Below are 17,087 nucleotides of genomic sequence, written 5' to 3' on the forward strand. Positions count from 1 at the left end.
TGGTCTGACCAGCCTTTATGAGAAGTCAACGGGCTTCTCTGGCCGTTCTGAGCCGCCTCTCATCAAACCTTCATCCGGCAGGCGGACGTTGGTGGCATGAGCGACCAGCAGCGCAGCACCGAGACCGGCGGCACCCCCTCGTACGGCTACGCGGGCTGGAACCCGCCGATGCCCGGCCACCCGCCGACCACGCCCGCCCCGGACGGCGGCGGGTACGCCGCCGGCACGTATCCCTCGGACGGCGGGTACCCCTCCGGCGGCACGTACCCCGGCGGCGGAGGGCCCGAGAGCCGGCCGCAGGTCGTCGAGGGCACCGTCGTCAGCCACGGCAACGGCGAGGACCGCACCGGCGGCAGCTTCGACGGGCCGCCGGCGCCGCCGCCCGGCACCCCCTGGGACAGCACCCCCGGACCCGGTACGCCCCCGCCCTCCGGCGGCCACGCCCGGCGCGGCCTGCTGCGCGGGCGGCTCGCGCTGGTCACCGCCGTGGCGGCCGTCGCCGCCGTCCTCGGCGGAGTCACCGGCGGCGCGATAGCCGCCGGGGAGCGCGGCAGCTCCTCCTCCGCCGCGGCGACCGTCGCCAGCCCCGTCTCGGCCCGCTCCGACGGCAGCGCCGACGTCGCCGCGATCGCCTCCGCCGTCTCGCCGAGCGTCGTCCAGATCAGCGTGAAGACCTCCGCGGGCACCGCCACCGGCACCGGCGTCGTCCTCGACACCACCGGCCGGATCCTCACCAACTACCACGTGATCTCGGGCGCCGCCGGGGGCGGCACTGCCACCGTCACCTTCAAGGACGGCAGCACCGCGACCGCGACCGTCACCGGCACCGACAAGTCCCTCGACGTCGCCGTGATCACCGCCTCCGGCGCCAAGAACCTCACCCCCGCCACCCTCGGCGACTCCGGCCAGGTCGAGGTCGGCGACTCCGTCGTCGCCATCGGGAACCCCGAGGGCCTCACCGGCACCGTCACCTCCGGCATCATCAGCGCCGAGAACCGCGAGGTCACCGTCCAGCTCGACGAGGGATCCACCAGCGGCAACGGCGGCTTCGGGTTCCCCAACCTGCCCGGCACCCGCGGCGGCCAGGGCTCGAACGGCTCCGGCAACTCCGGCGGGGACAGCACCACGTACAAGGCCTTCCAGACCGACGCCGCCCTCAACCCCGGCAACTCCGGCGGACCGCTGATCAACGCGAGCGGCCAGGTGATCGGCATCAACTCCGCGATGTACTCGGCCGGCGGCTCCAACTCCACCGCCGACTCCAGCAGCGCCGGCAGCGTGGGCCTCGGCTTCGCCATCCCGATCAACGACATCAAGCAGGTGCTGCCCAAGCTGGAGGCAGGGCAGAACGTCTAGACGGACAATTGGCCCTACGGGGCCCGGCACGGCCCACCGGCCTCTCCAGCACCGAGCCAGCAACCACCGCAGCCCCACGAGCCCCACCACGACGAGAAAGGGCCAGCGCCCATGACTCCCCCCGCCGACGACCGCACCGCCGCCGAGGCCAGGTCCTCCCCCGCCCGCCTCCTCGTGGTCGACGACGAGCCGGCCCTGCGAGACGCGCTGGAGAGCAGCCTCGCCTTCGAGGGCTACGAGGTCTCCACCGCCACCGACGGCTACGAGGCCCTCGACGCCGTGGAACGCGACAAGCCCGACCTCGTCCTGCTGGACATCATGATGCCGCGGATGGACGGCCTCACCGCCGTCCGCCGGATGCGCTCCCGCGGCGACACCGCCCCCGTCCTGATGCTCACCGCCCGCGACGCCGTCGGCGACCGCGTCACCGGCCTCGACGTCGGCGCCGACGACTACCTCGCCAAGCCCTTCGAGCTCGACGAACTGCTCGCCCGGGTCCGCGCCCTGCTCCGGCGCAACGCCCTCGCCACCGAGGCCGCCGCCCGCGCCGTGGTCGCCGAGGACGACAGCGAGGTGATGGCCTTCGCCGACCTGCGGATGAACACCGCCACCCGCGAGGTCACCCGCGACGGGCGGCCGGTCGAGCTGACCCGCACCGAGTTCATGCTGCTGGAGATGTTCCTCTCCCACCCCCGGCAGGTCCTCACCCGCGAGCAGATCCTCAAGGCCGTCTGGGGCTTCGACTTCGAACCGTCCTCCAACTCGCTCGACGTGTACGTGATGTACCTCCGCCGCAAGACCGAGCAGGGCGGCATGCCGCGGCTCATCCAGACCGTCCGCGGCGTCGGCTACGCCCTGCGGCCGGCCGCCGGCGTCGCTGCGTGAGCGAGCCCGTGAGCCCCCCGGCACCGGCGCTGCCGCCGCCACTGGTCCACCCGCCCCGGCGGACGCTGCGGCGGCGGCTGGCGCAGTGGTACCGCGGGCGCCCGCTACGCACCAGGCTCGCCGCGCTGACCGCGCTCGCGGTGGCGGTGGCGATCGCACTGTCGGCGCTGACCTGCTGGTTCATCGTGGAGCAGCGGATGTACGACCTGGTGCGCAAGGACCTCGGCAACGGGGTCACGCACATCCCGCCGGGCGCCATCAACGGCGACGGGTGCGCGAGCACGCCCCAGGAGGCCCTCGCCAACGCCACCAAGGCGCAGTCGGCGACCGGTGCCAGCCAGCCCTTCGGCGGCGGGAAGCTCCAGGACATCCAACTGGTCTCCGCGGACGGCCGGACCGTCTGCGTACCCTCCGACGCGACCCGGGCGATCGTCGTCGACCCGGCCGATCTCACCCTCCAACCGGGCAAGACCGCGGAGCGGTCCGGCACTTACACCAACGGCGACCCGGCCCTGGTCCGGATCTCCTGGCTGTACGACCGGAACGGGCGCCCCAGCGGGATCGCACTGACCGCCGCCCCCACGAAGCCGGTCGAGGAGTCCCTGCAGCAACTCGCCCTCATCCTCGGCCTGGTGGCCGCCCTGGGCGTGGTCGGCGCCGGCCTCACCGGCCGCCTGATCGCCCGCTCCGCGCTCAAGCCCGTCGACGACCTCACCGACGTGGTCGAGCACATCGCCCGGACCGAGGAGGTCGGCACCACCATCCCGGTGAGCGGGAACGACGAGATCGCCCGGCTGTCCACCTCGTTCAACTCGATGAGCACCGCGCTGGCCAACTCCCGTGACCGGCAGACCCGGTTGATCGCCGACGCCGGGCACGAACTGCGCACGCCGCTCACCTCGCTGCGGACCAACGTCGACCTGCTGATCCGCAGCAACGACACCGGCCGGCCGCTGCCGGAGGCGACCCGCACCAAGTTGCTCGGGAACATGAAGGCGCAGATGCAGGAACTCACCCTGCTGATCGGCGACCTGCTCCAGCTCTCCCGCCCGGACTCCCCCAAGCCGGGCCAGAACGTGGCCGTGGTCGCCCTGCACGAGATCGCCGGCCGCGCCGTCGACCGGGCCCGGCTGCGCGGCCCCGGCCTGGTCTTCGAGCTGGACATCGCCCCCTGGTACGTCCACGGGGACGGCGCGGCGCTGGAGCGCGCGGTGATCAACCTGCTGGACAACGCGGTGAAGTACAGCCCGCCCGGCGGCGTCGTCGAGGTACGGCTGCACGAGGGCCTGCTGACCGTCCGGGACCACGGGCCGGGCATCCCGCAGGACGAGCTCCAGTACGTCTTCGACCGCTTCTGGCGCTCGCCGTCCTCCCGGCAGCTGCCGGGATCCGGGCTGGGGCTGTCGATCGTGGCGCAGTCCGTCCGGGACGCCGGCGGCGAGGTCTCGCTCGGGCCGGCCAGGGACGGCGGACCCGGCGCGCAGGCCACCGTCCGGCTGCCGGGCGAACCGGTGGCCCCCTGACCCGGGACCGGCGAGCGGGTCCCGGCGACCCAGCGGGCCGGCAACGACGAACGGGCGGGGCGCCCGGAGGCACCCCGCCCGTCGCGTACCACCGGTGGGTCAGTCGATGTCGGTGCCCGGGCCGATGATCGTGATCCGGTCCTGGGCCGGGACCGCCAGCGGGGCGGCCGCGGAGCTGTTGGCCCCGAGGTACGCCGCGAAGAGGTCCAGGTCCGAGGCGCCGACCAGCTTGTCCGTGCCGGCCGCGAAGGCCGGGAAGCCGTCGCCGCCGCCGGCCAGGAACTCGTTCGCCGCGACGCGGTAGGCCGCGGCCTGGTCGATCGGGGCGCCGTTCAGCTTGACGCTGTCCACCACGAGGCGGGCGGCGCCGGCCTTGCGCATGTCCAGGGTGTAGGTGAGGCCCTTGGAGCTCTGCAGGATCTTCGGCGCGGCCTCGTTGAGCCCGCTCACCTGCTGCTGGAGCAGCTGGACGACCTGCGCCCCGGTCAGCGTCTTGACCTGCATCATGTTGGTGAACGGCTGGACGGTGAACGCCTCGCCGTAGGTCACCACCCCGTCGCCCTCGGTCCCCGAGGCCTTGTAGACCAGGTCCGAGCGGATGCCGCCGGGGTTCATGAAGGCGATCTGCGCGCCGCCCTTGTCGGCGGGCGAGAGGCCGGCCAGCTGGGCGTCGGCGATCACGTCACCGAGCGGCTTCTCCAGCGCGCTGCTGCCACGGCCGTTGACGTCCGCCGCGATGTAGCCGAGCGGACGGCCGGCGATCGGGGCGGCCAGCGCCGAGTAGTGCGCGATCAGGGCCGTCATGTCCGGCGCCTTCTCCAGCGTGCGCCGCACCACGTGATTCTCGGCCTTGACCGACGGGCGCACGATGGTGCCGGTGGTCTTGTCGAGCTGCAGGTCGATCTCGGTGTACAGGCGGCCGAAGGAGGCCGCGCTGGTCACCGAACGCGGCACGCCCTGCGGGTCCGGGATGGTGCAGGCGTACGCGTTGTGGGTGTGGCCGGTGACGATCGCGCCGATGGCCGGGTCGAGCTGCTTGGCGATGTCGACGATCGGCCCGGAGATGCCCTGGCCGGCCGCGCCGCAGTCGTAGTTGTAGACCGAGCTGGCCGGGAAGCCGCCCTCGTGGATCAGCGCGACGATCGAGTTGACGCCCTGCTTCTTGAGCTCGGCGGCGTACTTGTTGATCGTCTCGACCTCGTCACCGAACTTGAGGCCCTTGACGCCCTCGGCGGTGACGATGTTCGGCGTGCCCTCCAGGGTGGCGCCGATGAAACCGATCTTGACGCCCTGGGACTTGGTCACCCAGTACGGGGCCAGGAGCGGCTTGCCGGTCTTCTCGTTGGTGACGTTGGCCGCGAGGTAGTTGAAGTTGGCGCCCTTGAACTTGCGCCCCGCCTCGTAGCAGCCGTCGACCGGGTGGCAGCCGCCGTTCTGAAGGCGCAGCAGCTCCTTGGCACCCTCGTCGAACTCGTGGTTGCCGACCGCGGTGACGTCCAGGCCGAGCTTGTCCATCGCCTCGATGGTCGGCTCGTCGTGGAACAGGGCCGAGGTCAGCGGGCTGGCGCCGACGATGTCACCGGCCGCGACCGTGATCGAGTCGTCGGCGGGGATCCGGGCCTGGCGCAGCGCGGTGGCCAGGTACTCGATGCCACCCGCGGGGGTGGCGACCTCCTTGCCGGTGGCCGGGTCGATCTCCTTGACCGTCCCGGAGGAGCCCGCCGGGGCCTCCAGGTTGCCGTGGAAGTCGTTGATGGCCAGCAGCTGGAGGTTGGCCAGCTTGTGACGGTCCGCCGCCTGGGCGGCGCTCGGCACCATCAAGGTGCCGAACAGGCCGGCGGCCGCGACGACGGCCAGCGTCGCGCGGCGGTATCTGACGTTCCTGGACCCGCTGTTCGGCAGGTCACTACCGGTGCGACCGGCATTGGGCATGAGGGTTCCCCTGCACCTGGAGGGCCCCGCGGTGGGCGGGGCCGGGCTGGCGGCAATGTTGCTCGTGACCTGTGCAGCCTAGAGTCAACGCGCGTAGCTGTCAGGACCCTGGACGTAACGAGAGGGTTTCCTGTTGCCGACCGGGAGGTGCCTTCACAGCTTCGGCACCCGTGGAACCTGAGTACACGCACTCAGGTGCGGCCCTCGACAGGGGCGTTACCGTGGTGCCCCAGAGCGCGGACCGACGACGAGAGATGGGCAGCCGCCATGAACCCCACCGGACCGGCCCCGGCAACGACCGCCACGCCCACCCGCACCGGCCCGTGGCTGCCCGGCGCCCTGGCCGTCCTCTGGGGGCTGCCCGGCCTCGGCCTGCTGGGGTACTCCGTCCACACCCTGGCCCAGTTCCTCGGCAGCACGGACGGGAACGGGGAGTTCGGCGCCGAGGGCCAGGTCTCGCTGATCCTGGTCACGCTCTTCACCGCGGCGGTGGCCGTCCCCGCCCTGGTCCTCGCCACGCTGTGCGCGGTGGCCCGGGTCCGGCTGCGGCGCGGCCGGCCCGGCTCCGAAGCCATGGTGTTCGCCGTCGGCCTGGCCAGCGTGGTCGGCGCCGTCGGGGCCGCCGGCTGGACCAACTGGTGGCCCTACCACGGCTGGATCCAGGGCCTCCTGGTCGCCGCCGGACTGCTCGGCGCGATCGCCGCCGCCACCGCCCGGCCCTCGCGCCGGACGCCCGCCGCCCGCTGAACCCGCCCCGGGAGCGGGGCCTCAGACCCCCGGCTCGGCGGCCAGCTGCCGCTCGGCCCTGACCCGCTCCGCGACCGCGTCCTCCGTCATCGCGCGGTCGGTGTACACCAGCGGGCGCTCCGCCTCGGTGATGATGTGCTTCACCACCTGGACGTTGCCGTTGACGTCCCAGACCGCGATGCCCGGCGACAGCGTCGGGATGATCTCCACCGCCCAGCGCGGCAGGCCCAGCACCCGGCCGGTGGCTCTCGCCTCGTCGGCCTTCTGCATGTAGACCGTCCGGGTCGAGGCCATCTTCAGGATCGCCGAGGCCTCCTTCGCCGCCGCGCCGTCCACCACGTCCGACAGGTGGTGCACCACCGCCACGAAGGACAGCCCGAGCCGCCGGCCGAACTTCAGCAGCCGCTGGAACAGCTGGGCCACGAACGGGCTGTTGATGATATGCCAGGCCTCCTCGACCAGGAAGATCCGCTTCTTCCGGTCCGGGCGGATCCAGGTGTGCTCCAGCCAGACGCCGACGATCGCCATCAGGATCGGCATCGCGATCGAGTTCCGGTCGATGTGCGACAGGTCGAAGACGATCAGCGGGGCGTCCAGGTCGATGCCGTCCGTGGTCGACCCGTCGAACATCCCGCGCAGGTCACCGTCGACCAGTCGGTCCAGCACCAGCGCCACGTCCAGGCCCCAGGCCTGCACCTCGTCCACCGCGACGCCCAGCGACTCCACCGAGGAGAGGTCGGGGCTGCGCAGGGTGTTGATGATGTCGTCCAGCACGGGCTGGCGGCCGGTCACCGTCGCCAGCACGTGCGCGTGCGCGGCCTTCAGCGCGAAGCCGGCCCGCTCGTCCAGCCCGCGGCCCATCGCCACCTCGATGATGGTGCGCAGCAGCGACAACTGCCCGGTCGTGGTGATCGCCGGATCCAAGGGGTTGAGCTTCACGCCGCCGTCGCGGGCCGCCATCGGGTCCAGCCGGATCGACTTTATGCCCAGCGCGTTCGCGATCAGGTTCCACTCGCCGACGCCGTCCTCGCCCTGCGCGTCGAGCACCACGACCTGGCGGTCCCGGAACCTCAACTGGCGCAGCACGTACGTCTTCTCCAGCGCCGACTTGCCGTTGCCGGACTCCCCCAGCACCAGCCAGTGCGGCGCCGGCAGTTGCTGCCCGTACAGCTGGAACGGGTCGTAGACGTACCCCTTGCCGCTGTACACCTCCCGGCCGATGATCACGCCGGAGTCGCCCAGCCCCGGCGCGGCGGTCGGCAGGTAGACCGCCTGCGCCTGCCCGGTGGAGGTCCGCACGGGCAGCCGGGTGGTCTCCACCTTGCCGAACATCAGACTGGTGAACGAGTCGGTGAGATTGCCGATTGCCATGGCGGGCCTGCCTCCGGTGGGTCGGTACGTGGATCAGCGGCGGATGCCCGTGGCGAACGGGAGGGTGTTGACGAACGCCCGGTGGTGCTCGCGGTCGCACCACTCCAGCTTGAGGTAGCTCTTGCCCGCCGACGCCCGGATGGTCCGCTTGTCCCGGGCCAGCGCCTCCGGACTGCGCGAGGACACCGTGATGTACCCCACCAGGTTCACCCCTGCCGCGCCCGACGCCAGGTCGTCACCGCGCTGGTCGACCCGGCCGGTGTGGGCCAGGTCCCGCGGGTCGACCGTCCGGTTCATCTTGGCGGCGCGGCTCGCCTCCGCCTCGTCGTTGGTCTTCTCGGTGAGCATCCGCTCGATCGCCACGTCGGTCGGCTCCAGGTCCATCGTCACCGCCACCGTACGGATCACGTCCGGCGTGTGGACCAGCAGCGGCGCCAGGAAGTTGACCCCCACCGGCGTCAGCGGCCACTCCTTGATCCAGGCCGTCGCGTGGCACCACGGCTCCCGGGTCACCGACTCCCGGGTCTTCGCGGTCAGGTACTGCGGATGCGTGGCGTCCAGCTCGGCCGGCCACGCGTTGCGGCGCGACATCGCCTGGATGTGGTCGATCGGGTGGTCCGGGTCGTACATCGAGTGCAGCAGCGAGGAGAGCCGGGCCTGGCCCAGCGGCTGCCGGACCCGGATGTCGGCCTCCGCCAGCCGGGCGCAGATGTCGGTCAGCTCGCGCGCCATCACCGCGGCCAGGCCCTCGTCGTCCCGGGCCCGCTTGCCGGTCGCCGTCCGGCCCATCGCGTGCGCCTCGGCCGCCAGGTCCCGGGTGTAGTGCATGCAGGCCACCAGGTACGCGCGGTGCTGCTCCGAGGAGGTCGACACCATCGACTGCAACTGGTCGTACGAGTCCTGCAGCCAGCGCGGTGCGTCGTGGTCACCACGCCGCTCGACGTCCTTGGCGTGCGCGTCCGGGTCGGCCGGCAGGGTCCGGGCCAGGATCTGCAGCCGGGTCACGAAGCCGTCCCCGTTGGCGACGTGCTTCAGCAGCGTGCCGAAGCGGTCGACCAGCGTCTCCTGGTCCTCCGAGTCCCGCAGCCCGACCCCGGGGCCCTCGATCTCGATCGCGGCCGTCACCGTCCGCCGCTCCAGGTGCATCAGCACCCCGACCTCGTCCGGCCCGAACGGCGCCGACAGCCAGCGCAGGCGCCCCACCCCCGGCGGCGGGCCGACCTCGACCTCCCGGCCGTCCAGCCGGGTGCCCGCGTCGATCACGTCCGACCGCCAGAGCCCGCGCCCGCTGCGCGCCGTCCGCCGGTAGGTGCGGTTGATCTCCACCCACTTGTAGAACGTCCGGCGCCGGTACGGCACGTAGACCGCCATGATCGCCAGCAGGGGCAGCCCGACCAGCCCCGCGATCCGCAACGGGAGGATCGGCATCAGCAGGCCCCAGAGCATCCCGAGGAAGGCCCCGAAGATGATCAGGACGATCTCGCCGGACTCCCGGTTGCGGCCGATCGGCGCGTTCGGGCGGGCCTTGCCGATCAGATAGGTGCGGCGCTGGTGCACGTACGCCTGGCCGTACTGACCACCGTACTGGCCGAGCTGGTCGCTGCTCACTTACCCGTCACCCTCCCTTCGCTGGATTGCTGTCGCGACTCGGAGCCGGCGGCCCCGCCTGCTGCGGCGGCGCCGCGGTACGGGAACCGTGCGCGGCGATGCCCGGTGCCACCGACCCGCCACCGGCGGCGGCCGAGCCGTTGGACGCCTGCGGACCGCCCCGGGAACCGTGGGCGCTGATGCCCTGCTTCACCAGGTTGGCCGGACCGTTGATCATCGCCGAGCCGGCCGAGACGGCGCCGGCCCGGGCGCTGCGCATGTTCACCATCTCGTCGCCGAAGCCCGGCACGAAGCGGTAGACCGCGGCGCTCGCGAAGATCGACAGGAACAGGATCGCCAGCCCCGACAGCACCCGCGCGAAGTCGTCCGTCGCCCCCGCCCCGCTGGCCACCGCCCCGGCCAGGCCCAGGATGATCACGATGATCGGCTTCGCCAGGTCGACCGCCACCATCAGGCCGGCCCAGCGGCGGACGTGCTTCCACAACTGCTTGTCGACCAGCCCGGCGTACACCGCCGTCCCGAGCAGCGCCCCCACGTACAGCATCGCCGCGCGGATCAGCAGCTCGATCCAGAGCACCGCCGCGGCCAGCACGGCCACCAGCGACACGATGATCAGGATCAGCGGGCCGCCGCCCATGTCACCCTTCTCCAGGGTGTCCGCGAAGCCGCCGAGATAGGTGCCGGTGTCCGACTTGGTGCCGACCGCGATCGCCTTGGTGAGCCCGTCCGTCGCGCTGACCACGGTGAACAGGATCAGCGGCGTGAACGCGGAGGCCACCACCGTCAGCCAGAGGAACCCGATCGCCTCGCCGATCGCCGTCGCCAGCGGGGCCCCCCGGACGGCCCGCTTGGTGACCGCCAGCAGCCAGAGGACGAGCGTGATGATCGTCGAGCCGGCGAAGACCACCGCGTACTGCTGCAGGAACGACGCGTTGGTGAAGTCCACCTGCGTCGTCCCGTCGATCGCGCTCGACAGCTTGCGCACCACCCAGGCCGCGGCCTGCGCGCAGCCCTTGGCGAGCGAGCCGAGTGGGTCGGTGACGCTGCCCACGGTGCCGCTGCCGGGGAGGCTGGCGCCGCCGCCGGGCGAGCAGTAGACGTTGTCACCCGGCAACGGGATTCCGGGGCAGCTCGTGTTCGTCGCCCCCGGGGTCGGCGAGGGGGACGGCTCCGCGAATGCCCGCTGTGCCACCCTCATGGCCAAGATCTGAGCAAGTGCGAAGGCGCTGACCACCGCACCGAGCCTGAGCCGCGCGGACCTGCGGGCACCGTCAGCGGGCATAGCGAAAGCCTCCGAACTGCTGGACGGCACCGGTGATCTCCTCGGCGGTCGCCGCCTGCTGGTCCGCGGGAACGGGCGCCGGGCCCGAGGCGCGGCTGAACTCCGTCAACTTCCAGTCGCTCCCGGTCCAGCGCAGATTGAGTGTGAGGGTGAACCAGTCCTGGGAGACCGGTTTGGTCGACCTCTCGCCGGCCAACCCGAAGAGACCGTTGCACCAGACCTGGACCTTCACGCTCTCCGCGCTGTAGCCGTCGCTCTTGGTTCCGATGGGAATGGTCCGGCTGACGAAGGTCAGCCCCTTGGGGGCCTTGCCCTGGGCGTCGACGCCGAACCGCGCGGCGGTTTCGGCCGAAAACCCCTGGTCCAGCCGGCTCTGCAGCCCCGCGAGGGCCGCCGGGTCCGCGATGGTGGCCACTATGGTGTGCCGGGCCTCGGTGCGGAACATGTCGGCGGAGCCGATCGCGACGGCGTAGTTGGCCGCAGCGGACTGGGCGCCCTGGTCGGTGTGCGGGAAGCCGTTGGCGATGCCGTTGCTGGTGGTGCTGACGGGTTGCTCGCCGCTGGGCGCGGGTCCGGCGCCGCCGGGGGCAGGGGAGGCCGCCGCGCGGTCGGCGGACGGCGGCGCGGCGGTGTCCGGGTCGGCCTTGCCGCGGTTGGCGACCGAGATGGCCAGGACCAGCAGGGTGACGACGACCAGGACGGTCAGCAGCGTGCGCAGCGGTCGGGCCTGACGGCCGTTCGGCTGGTAGGAGGACTGTTCGGCGACCGGTAGCCGCGTACGGGTGTGCGGCTGGTCGTCGGACAACGGCACGGCGGCCCTCCTGGTGCGGGGAGCCGGGTGGCGGCTCCGTTGGGCCCCTCCGGCCCGGCGGGCCGCCGGCCCGTGGGCGGGCGGCGGGCGCGGGTGGGAGGGGTGGACTCCTGGCGGGGCCTGGCGGTCCCCCGGCCGGGCTGCTGCCGGCTGCCTCCGTCCGGACGTGCTCCCCGCGGCCGGCGGACCGGCCGACGGGATGCCTGCCCGATCGTCAGATAGCCATACCGTAGACAATGGTGAACAGGGTGCCCAGCGATCCGATGATGAACACGCCGGTCAGCCCGGCGATGATCAGCCCCTTGCCCTGTTCGGCACCGAAGGAGTCGCGCATCGCGGTGGCGCCGATCCGCTGCTTGGCCGCGCCCCAGACCGCGAGGGCGAGACAGGCCAGGATGGCCACGGCCATGACGACCTCCACCATCACGCGGGCCTCGGAGCCGAGCGTGGCGAAGGGCCCCCAGTCCGGGGCGATCCCTCCGATGATGGTGTCGATATTGGCCTTTTTGGGTGGGTCCTCGGCCAGGTGGCCGATCGCGATACTGTCCACGCTGCTCAGGTTCATTTCCATCTCACCGCCCGATCAGGCAAATTCAAGGCCCATGACCCCACCTGCGCGAAGGGCCGGTACCTATTCTTGGCCAGATCTGATGTCGACTTGGCTGCTTCTCGCGGATTGGTCGTGAGGCATGGGACACGTACGCCAGGATGTCCACCGTACGAAGGATAGCGCTCACTCTTTGTATCTCTGATGATTGCGGTGAGCAACGCCTTCCGGGACACTTCGACTGACGACTCGTCGGGATGGTGCTGATGGTACTCCGGAAGGCCGGTACGGCCGCCGCTGCTACGGGAGTTGTGCTGGCCGGTTTCGTCGGCCTGGTGACCTTCGGGACGTATGCCGCGAGCGGTACGCCGCAGCGTCAGGGTTCGCGGGCCGCGCTCTCCGCCGGCACCGTGCCGGCCGCCTACCAGGGGCTGATCCAGGAGTGGGGCTCGCTCTGCCCGGAGATCTCTCCGCCGATGCTCGCGGCACAGCTCTATCAGGAGAGCGGTTTCGATCCGTCGGCGCGGAGTCCGGCCAAGGCCTATGGGATGGCGCAATTCCTGGAGAGCACCTGGGCGACCTACGGGGTGGATGCCAACAAGGACGGCAAGAAGGACATCTGGGACCCGGCCGACGCAATCGCCTCCGCGGCGACCTACGACTGCGCGCTGGCCCGGGAGGTCTCGAAGGTGCCCGGGGACGGCCAGGCCAACCTGCTCGCCGCGTACAACGCGGGCCCGTACGCGGTGATCAAGTACAACGGGGTGCCGCCGTACGCGGAGACCCAGGGGTACGTGCGGAACATCTCGACGCTGGCCCGCAGCTTCACCGCGCCGACCGCCGCGGTGGAGGTCTCCCCGCAGGCCGCCGGGGCGATCTACTTCGCGCAGAACGTGCTGGGCACGCCCTACCTGTGGGGCGGCGAGGGGCTGCCCTCGCAGGGCGGCCGGTTCGACTGCTCCGGGCTCACCCAGGCCGCGTACGCCTCGGTGGGGATCACGCTGCCCCGGGTCGCCAACGACCAGTGGTACGCCGGCCCGCACCCCTCGCGCGACCAGCTCCGGCCGGGCGACCTGGTGTTCTGGGCCACCGACCTGAACGACCCGCGCAGCATCCACCACGTCGGGATCTACGTCGGCGGCGGCTACATGATCGACGCACCGCACACCGGCGCCGTGATCCGCTACGACAAGATCGACACCAAGGAGTACATCGGCGCCACCCGGGTCACCTCGGACGGCGCCAACGCGCTGCCGGTCCGCGGCGCGGACGGCAGCATCACCGGGTCCGGCGGCCCGGGCGCCGGCGGCCAGGCGCCCGCCGGGACACCCGCCGCCACGCCCGCCGCGAGCCCGCCCGCCCGGGCCGCGGGCACCGGCGGCTCCGGTCAAACGCCGGCAAAGACCTGAGCCGGCACGGTGCCCCCGGTGTGAGCGCACGGTGGACGGCGAGTCAAGTTTCCATAACCCTGCGTCCCCGTGGAACCCTGTGCACCGGTGGTGACGTTGTGTCCGGTGGTTCTGTATCAGCTTCCTGAGCTGGGCCGACCCCGGCCGGGACCGCAGGTTCAGCGGAGCAGAAGGAGGTGCGGCGTGCCGATGCCACTTGCCGACACGAGCGACCCCGATCTCGGTCTGCTCTACGCCGTCAACGGGCTGGCCAAGTCCTCGCCCGGCTGGCTGGACGCGCTGGTCTCCTGGACCGGCGAGTACGGCATCCTGCTCGGCCTGGCCGCACTGTGCCTCACCGGCTGGCTGCAGGCCCGCCGCCGCCCGGACGCCCCGGTGGCCGTCGCCGGCCTGCTCTGGGCCCCGCTCGCGGTCACCGTCGCCGAGTTGGCCAACCTCCCGATCGCGGCGATCGTGAACCGGCCGCGCCCCTTCGTCGACCACACCGGGCTGGACGTCCTGGTGGCCGGCAAGGAGGGCACCCACTCCTTCGTCAGCGACCACTCGACGATGTCGATGGGCATCGCGGTGGCGCTCTTCCTGGTCAACCGGCGGCTCGGCTGGATCGCCGGCGGTCTGGCGCTGCTGCAGGGCTTCTGCCGGATGTTCATGGGCGTCCACTACCCGACCGACGTGATCGGGGGCTTCGCCCTGGCGACCGCGGTGGTGCTGCTGCTGGCGCCGATCGCGATGGCCGTCCTGGTGCCGCTCTGCCACGCGGTGGCCCGGACCGCCGCCGCCCCGCTGATCGTGGCGGGCGGGCGCAGGACCGGCACCCTGAAGGGCGGCAGCCGGCGGCGCCGGGCCGTCCCCGGTCAGGTCCGGGCCGAGGACCCGCCCCGGGAGCCCGATCTCGCCGCCTGAGGACCGCTCGCGGGCCCCGGCGCGGCCGGGCGGCCCGGCGTCGCCCGAAGGACCCTCGCCCAGGGCCCTCGGGCGGCCCCCACGGCTTCGGGACGGCTCCCCGTGCGTCCGGGACGGTTCGGCCGCCCGTCGTCCCGGCACGGCTCAGCCCTGAGCCGTCCCGGGTGCTCCCGCTCTCAGCCCTCCAGCTCCGCGCCGCTCTCCTCCAGGTGTTCGGCCGCCTCGCGCCGGGCGAGGTCCCGGGAGCGGCGGGCGGGCCGGAACCAGCCGCAGCTGCAGTTGGCGAAGCAGAAGGAGCCGCGCTCGGTGATCTCCACGCGGTGGCCGGGCATCGGGGCTGTGCCGGGGGAGACCGGCAGCTCGCTGTGCACGTGGCTCACCGTAACGCGCCCGCACCCCGGCGCGCGATGTTCGGGGTGCGCCGGTTCGCGCGTAACCCTCCGGGGCCCAACTCGTTTGTCCGGAAAGAGCTCTGCCCATCGGGGGTGGCGCTTGCCGGGCGGTCGGGCCCGAGGGGGTTGTCGCGAGAATGAAGATGCCGAACCAGAGCCAGCTGCTGCCGCACGTCCGGTCCGCGGCCCGGGCGGTGGTGCTCGCCGCCGCCCTCACCGGCCTCGCGGCCTGCTCGGGCGGGTCCGGCGGCGCGGACCACCGGCAGGACAGCTCGGCCGACCAGCTGGCCGCCGATCCGCTGACGGCCGTCCGCGGCGCCGCGGACATCACCGGCCGGACGGGCTCCGCGCACGCGGTCACCGAGCTGGTCACCGAGTCCGCCGAGAAGAAGGCCGTGTTCACCGGCGTCGGCGGCTACGACTACGTCCGGCGGATCGGCCGGCTGGAGGTGGCGGTGCCGCCGGGGGCAGCGACCACCGGGAAGATCGTCGAGGTGGTCCTGCCGGGCATCGTCTACCTGCAGAACAGCGGGGCGAAGGTGCCGGCCGGCAAGTGGGTGAAGCTGGACGTCCGCCAGTTGCCCGACGGGAACCTGGTGTCGAGCGGCGCCACCGACCCGGCCGGCGCCGCCGGGGCCCTGCGCGGCGCGCAGAAGGCCGAGCTGGTGGGCGCCGAGACGGTCGGCGGGGTGGCCCTGAAGCACTACCGCGGCACGCTGGACCTGGCCAAGGCCGCCGAGGCCACCGGCGGGCGGGGGGCCGACGGCCTGCGGATGGCCGCCCAGACCTTCACGGTCAAGGAGGTGCCGTACGAGGTCTGGCTGGACGGCCAGGGCCGGCTGCACAAGGTGGTCGAGGTGTTCTCGTTCGCCGGCGTGGCCGGTTCGAAGGAGGCCAAGGACCAGGTCAAGGTCACCTCCACCACCTCGCTGAGCGACTTCGGCAAGGCGGTGGACGCCGCGGAGCCCGCCGCCGGGGACATCTGGTCGATGAACGCGACCGAGCCCCCGAAGTGACGGGCCGGGCGGGCCGGCCACGGCCGGCGGGCCCGGTGCGGGAAGCAGCACAGGAAGAGCGGCCCACCCGTTTCGGCCGCACCAAGATGGCCCGTCCGTGCCATGTGGCCGGACTCCGGAATGCCTAGGCTGGACGGCGGGTGACTGCCGCGCCCCCGGCCCGCGGGCCGGGCGGAGGTCCCCCCTGCCGAAGGCCGGGGGAGCGCCCCAGGGGCAAGCAGGGCGCTGAAGGGGTGGTGCAGGTGGTGTCGACCTCGGGCGGCCGCGACGGCGGTCATGACCACACGGCCCTCGACGAGATCGAGCTGGCCGGCGAGCTGATGATCGCCGCGACCTCCTCGGCCGGCGACCGCCTGCCGACCGAGCGGATCGACGAGGTCCTGCTGGACCGCCCCGACCAGCCTGACGCGGTGCACCGTCCGGACGCCCGCTGGCCGGAGCCGGGCCGCCCCGCCGTCCACCGGCCCGAGGGCCCCCTGCGGGGCACGCCCCCGGCGCAGGCGCCGGGCGGCACGACCGGCGCCGTGCCGCGCCCGGGCGGACCGGCCCCCGAGCAGGCCTGACCAGGAAGACCCCCGGCGGCCCGGCCCGGGGCCCGGCCGTCGCCGTCAGCTGCGGAGCAGCCGGCCGATCGCGGCGGTGGCCTCGGCGACCTTGGCCTCCAGCTCCGTGCCGCCCTCCTCGGCGGCGGCCGCGACGCAGTGCCGCAGGTGCTCCTCCAGCAGCGAGAGCGCGAAGGACTGCAGGGCCTTGGTGCTGGCGGAGACCTGGGTGAGGACGTCGATGCAGTAGGTGTCCTCGTCGACCATCCGCTGCAGACCGCGGATCTGGCCCTCGATCCGGCGCAGGCGTTTGAGGTGCGCGTCCTTCTGCTCGCTGTAGCCGTGCGGGCCCGCGTGCGGGTGTGCGGCCGGCTCGGCCTGCGGGCCGGCCTCGTGGGTTTCGGTCGTGGTCATCCGGCCCGCCTTCGTCATCGGTGGCTCTGGGTGGTCGCTCGCAGCCCTCGGAGCACCTGCCCCGGGGTACTCCCCCGGCCGGCCGCCGGGGAACCCCGCCCGGCCGGGGCCGGGAGCGGCGGAGGACTGGGATCCCGTCAGCTTCCAGTTTCCAACACCCGCGGCCGCGGTGGTGTTCCTCCGTACGGGCGGCGGCCCGGATCTCCGGGTGCACGGCGGGGGCAATACCGGCGAGGTTCCGTCAGACTGGGGCTCGCTTCCGTACACGGGCGTACGGGCCGGCTCCTCAGGTGTACGGACAGATCCGGAACAGGAGGTTCCGGTTCCCCGCCCGTCACCCCGTTTGCGT

General features: G+C 72.7%; 16 protein-coding genes. 8 read left to right on the top strand and 8 right to left on the bottom strand.

Features of this window, described 5'->3' with window-relative positions:
- Nucleotides 1-96: 96 nt before the first annotated feature.
- From IE329_RS28395 to IE329_RS28405, 3 genes are all read left to right on the top strand, one after another.
- Nucleotides 97-1,356 carry a S1C family serine protease gene (locus IE329_RS28395; protein WP_229927829.1) on the top strand — a complete coding sequence of 420 codons (1,260 nt, stop codon included), beginning with the start codon at nucleotides 97-99 and terminating at the stop codon, nucleotides 1,354-1,356.
- Between the two features lie 111 nt (nucleotides 1,357-1,467).
- The gene (locus tag IE329_RS28400) at nucleotides 1,468-2,241 is read left to right on the top strand and encodes a response regulator transcription factor (protein WP_190213850.1); all 774 of its coding nucleotides are present in this window, start codon (nucleotides 1,468-1,470) and stop codon (nucleotides 2,239-2,241) included.
- Nucleotides 2,238-3,764 carry a sensor histidine kinase gene (locus tag IE329_RS28405; RefSeq protein WP_308438408.1) on the top strand — a complete coding sequence of 509 codons (1,527 nt, stop codon included), beginning with the start codon at nucleotides 2,238-2,240 and terminating at the stop codon, nucleotides 3,762-3,764. The genes IE329_RS28400 and IE329_RS28405 overlap by 4 nt, the downstream gene beginning before the upstream one ends.
- 99 nt (nucleotides 3,765-3,863) lie before the next feature.
- Here IE329_RS28405 and IE329_RS28410 read toward each other — a convergent pair whose 3' ends face one another.
- On the bottom strand, nucleotides 3,864-5,696 hold the full coding sequence (locus IE329_RS28410; RefSeq protein ID WP_190213851.1) for a bifunctional metallophosphatase/5'-nucleotidase: 1,833 nt from the start codon (nucleotides 5,694-5,696) through the stop codon (nucleotides 3,864-3,866).
- A 267-nt stretch (nucleotides 5,697-5,963) separates the two neighbouring features.
- Between IE329_RS28410 and IE329_RS28415 the strand changes: the two genes are divergently transcribed.
- Nucleotides 5,964-6,443 (top strand): hypothetical protein, encoded by a 480-nt coding sequence (locus IE329_RS28415; RefSeq protein WP_190213852.1) that lies wholly within the window; start codon nucleotides 5,964-5,966, stop codon nucleotides 6,441-6,443.
- Between the two features lie 21 nt (nucleotides 6,444-6,464).
- Here the strand turns inward: IE329_RS28415 and IE329_RS28420 are convergent, their stop codons facing one another.
- The 5 genes from IE329_RS28420 to IE329_RS28440 all read right to left on the bottom strand — a co-directional run bounded on the left by IE329_RS28420 (nucleotide 6,465) and on the right by IE329_RS28440 (nucleotide 12,080).
- On the bottom strand, nucleotides 6,465-7,814 hold the full coding sequence (locus tag IE329_RS28420; RefSeq protein ID WP_190213853.1) for an ATP-binding protein: 1,350 nt from the start codon (nucleotides 7,812-7,814) through the stop codon (nucleotides 6,465-6,467).
- Nucleotides 7,815-7,847: 33 nt separating this feature from the next.
- On the bottom strand, nucleotides 7,848-9,422 hold the full coding sequence (locus IE329_RS28425) for an SCO6880 family protein (protein WP_190213854.1): 1,575 nt from the start codon (nucleotides 9,420-9,422) through the stop codon (nucleotides 7,848-7,850).
- A 7-nt stretch (nucleotides 9,423-9,429) separates the two neighbouring features.
- Entirely contained in the window at nucleotides 9,430-10,704 is a 1,275-nt protein-coding gene (locus IE329_RS28430; RefSeq protein WP_373311319.1) for a hypothetical protein, read from the bottom strand.
- On the bottom strand, nucleotides 10,694-11,515 hold the full coding sequence (locus tag IE329_RS28435; RefSeq protein WP_229927831.1) for a hypothetical protein: 822 nt from the start codon (nucleotides 11,513-11,515) through the stop codon (nucleotides 10,694-10,696). The genes IE329_RS28430 and IE329_RS28435 overlap by 11 nt, the downstream gene beginning before the upstream one ends.
- A gap of 214 nt (nucleotides 11,516-11,729) precedes the next feature.
- Complete coding sequence (locus IE329_RS28440) at nucleotides 11,730-12,080, bottom strand: hypothetical protein (protein WP_073926635.1); 351 nt, start codon at nucleotides 12,078-12,080, stop codon at nucleotides 11,730-11,732.
- 248 nt (nucleotides 12,081-12,328) lie between these two features.
- Here IE329_RS28440 and IE329_RS28445 point away from each other — a divergent pair, with 248 nt between their 5' ends.
- Nucleotides 12,329-13,471: a C40 family peptidase gene (locus IE329_RS28445; RefSeq protein WP_190213856.1), complete on the top strand. Its 1,143-nt coding sequence runs from the start codon at nucleotides 12,329-12,331 to the stop codon at nucleotides 13,469-13,471.
- A gap of 189 nt (nucleotides 13,472-13,660) precedes the next feature.
- Nucleotides 13,661-14,374 carry a phosphatase PAP2 family protein gene (locus tag IE329_RS28450; RefSeq protein ID WP_190213872.1) on the top strand — a complete coding sequence of 238 codons (714 nt, stop codon included), beginning with the start codon at nucleotides 13,661-13,663 and terminating at the stop codon, nucleotides 14,372-14,374.
- 176 nt (nucleotides 14,375-14,550) lie between these two features.
- Here the strand turns inward: IE329_RS28450 and IE329_RS28455 are convergent, their stop codons facing one another.
- Nucleotides 14,551-14,745: a hypothetical protein gene (locus IE329_RS28455; RefSeq protein ID WP_190213874.1), complete on the bottom strand. Its 195-nt coding sequence runs from the start codon at nucleotides 14,743-14,745 to the stop codon at nucleotides 14,551-14,553.
- A gap of 164 nt (nucleotides 14,746-14,909) precedes the next feature.
- Here IE329_RS28455 and IE329_RS28460 point away from each other — a divergent pair, with 164 nt between their 5' ends.
- Nucleotides 14,910-15,782 (top strand): SCO4651 family lipoprotein, encoded by an 873-nt coding sequence (locus IE329_RS28460; RefSeq protein ID WP_190213857.1) that lies wholly within the window; start codon nucleotides 14,910-14,912, stop codon nucleotides 15,780-15,782.
- Nucleotides 15,783-16,024: 242 nt separating this feature from the next.
- Nucleotides 16,025-16,345, top strand: a complete 321-nt coding sequence (locus IE329_RS28465) for a hypothetical protein (protein WP_190213875.1) — start codon at nucleotides 16,025-16,027, stop codon at nucleotides 16,343-16,345.
- A gap of 45 nt (nucleotides 16,346-16,390) precedes the next feature.
- Here the strand turns inward: IE329_RS28465 and IE329_RS28470 are convergent, their stop codons facing one another.
- Nucleotides 16,391-16,738: a metal-sensitive transcriptional regulator gene (locus IE329_RS28470; protein ID WP_190213858.1), complete on the bottom strand. Its 348-nt coding sequence runs from the start codon at nucleotides 16,736-16,738 to the stop codon at nucleotides 16,391-16,393.
- Nucleotides 16,739-17,087: the final 349 nt, after the last annotated feature.

The sequence above is a fragment of the Kitasatospora indigofera genome, assembly GCF_014655955.1.
GTDB lineage: Bacteria > Actinomycetota > Actinomycetes > Streptomycetales > Streptomycetaceae > Kitasatospora > Kitasatospora indigofera.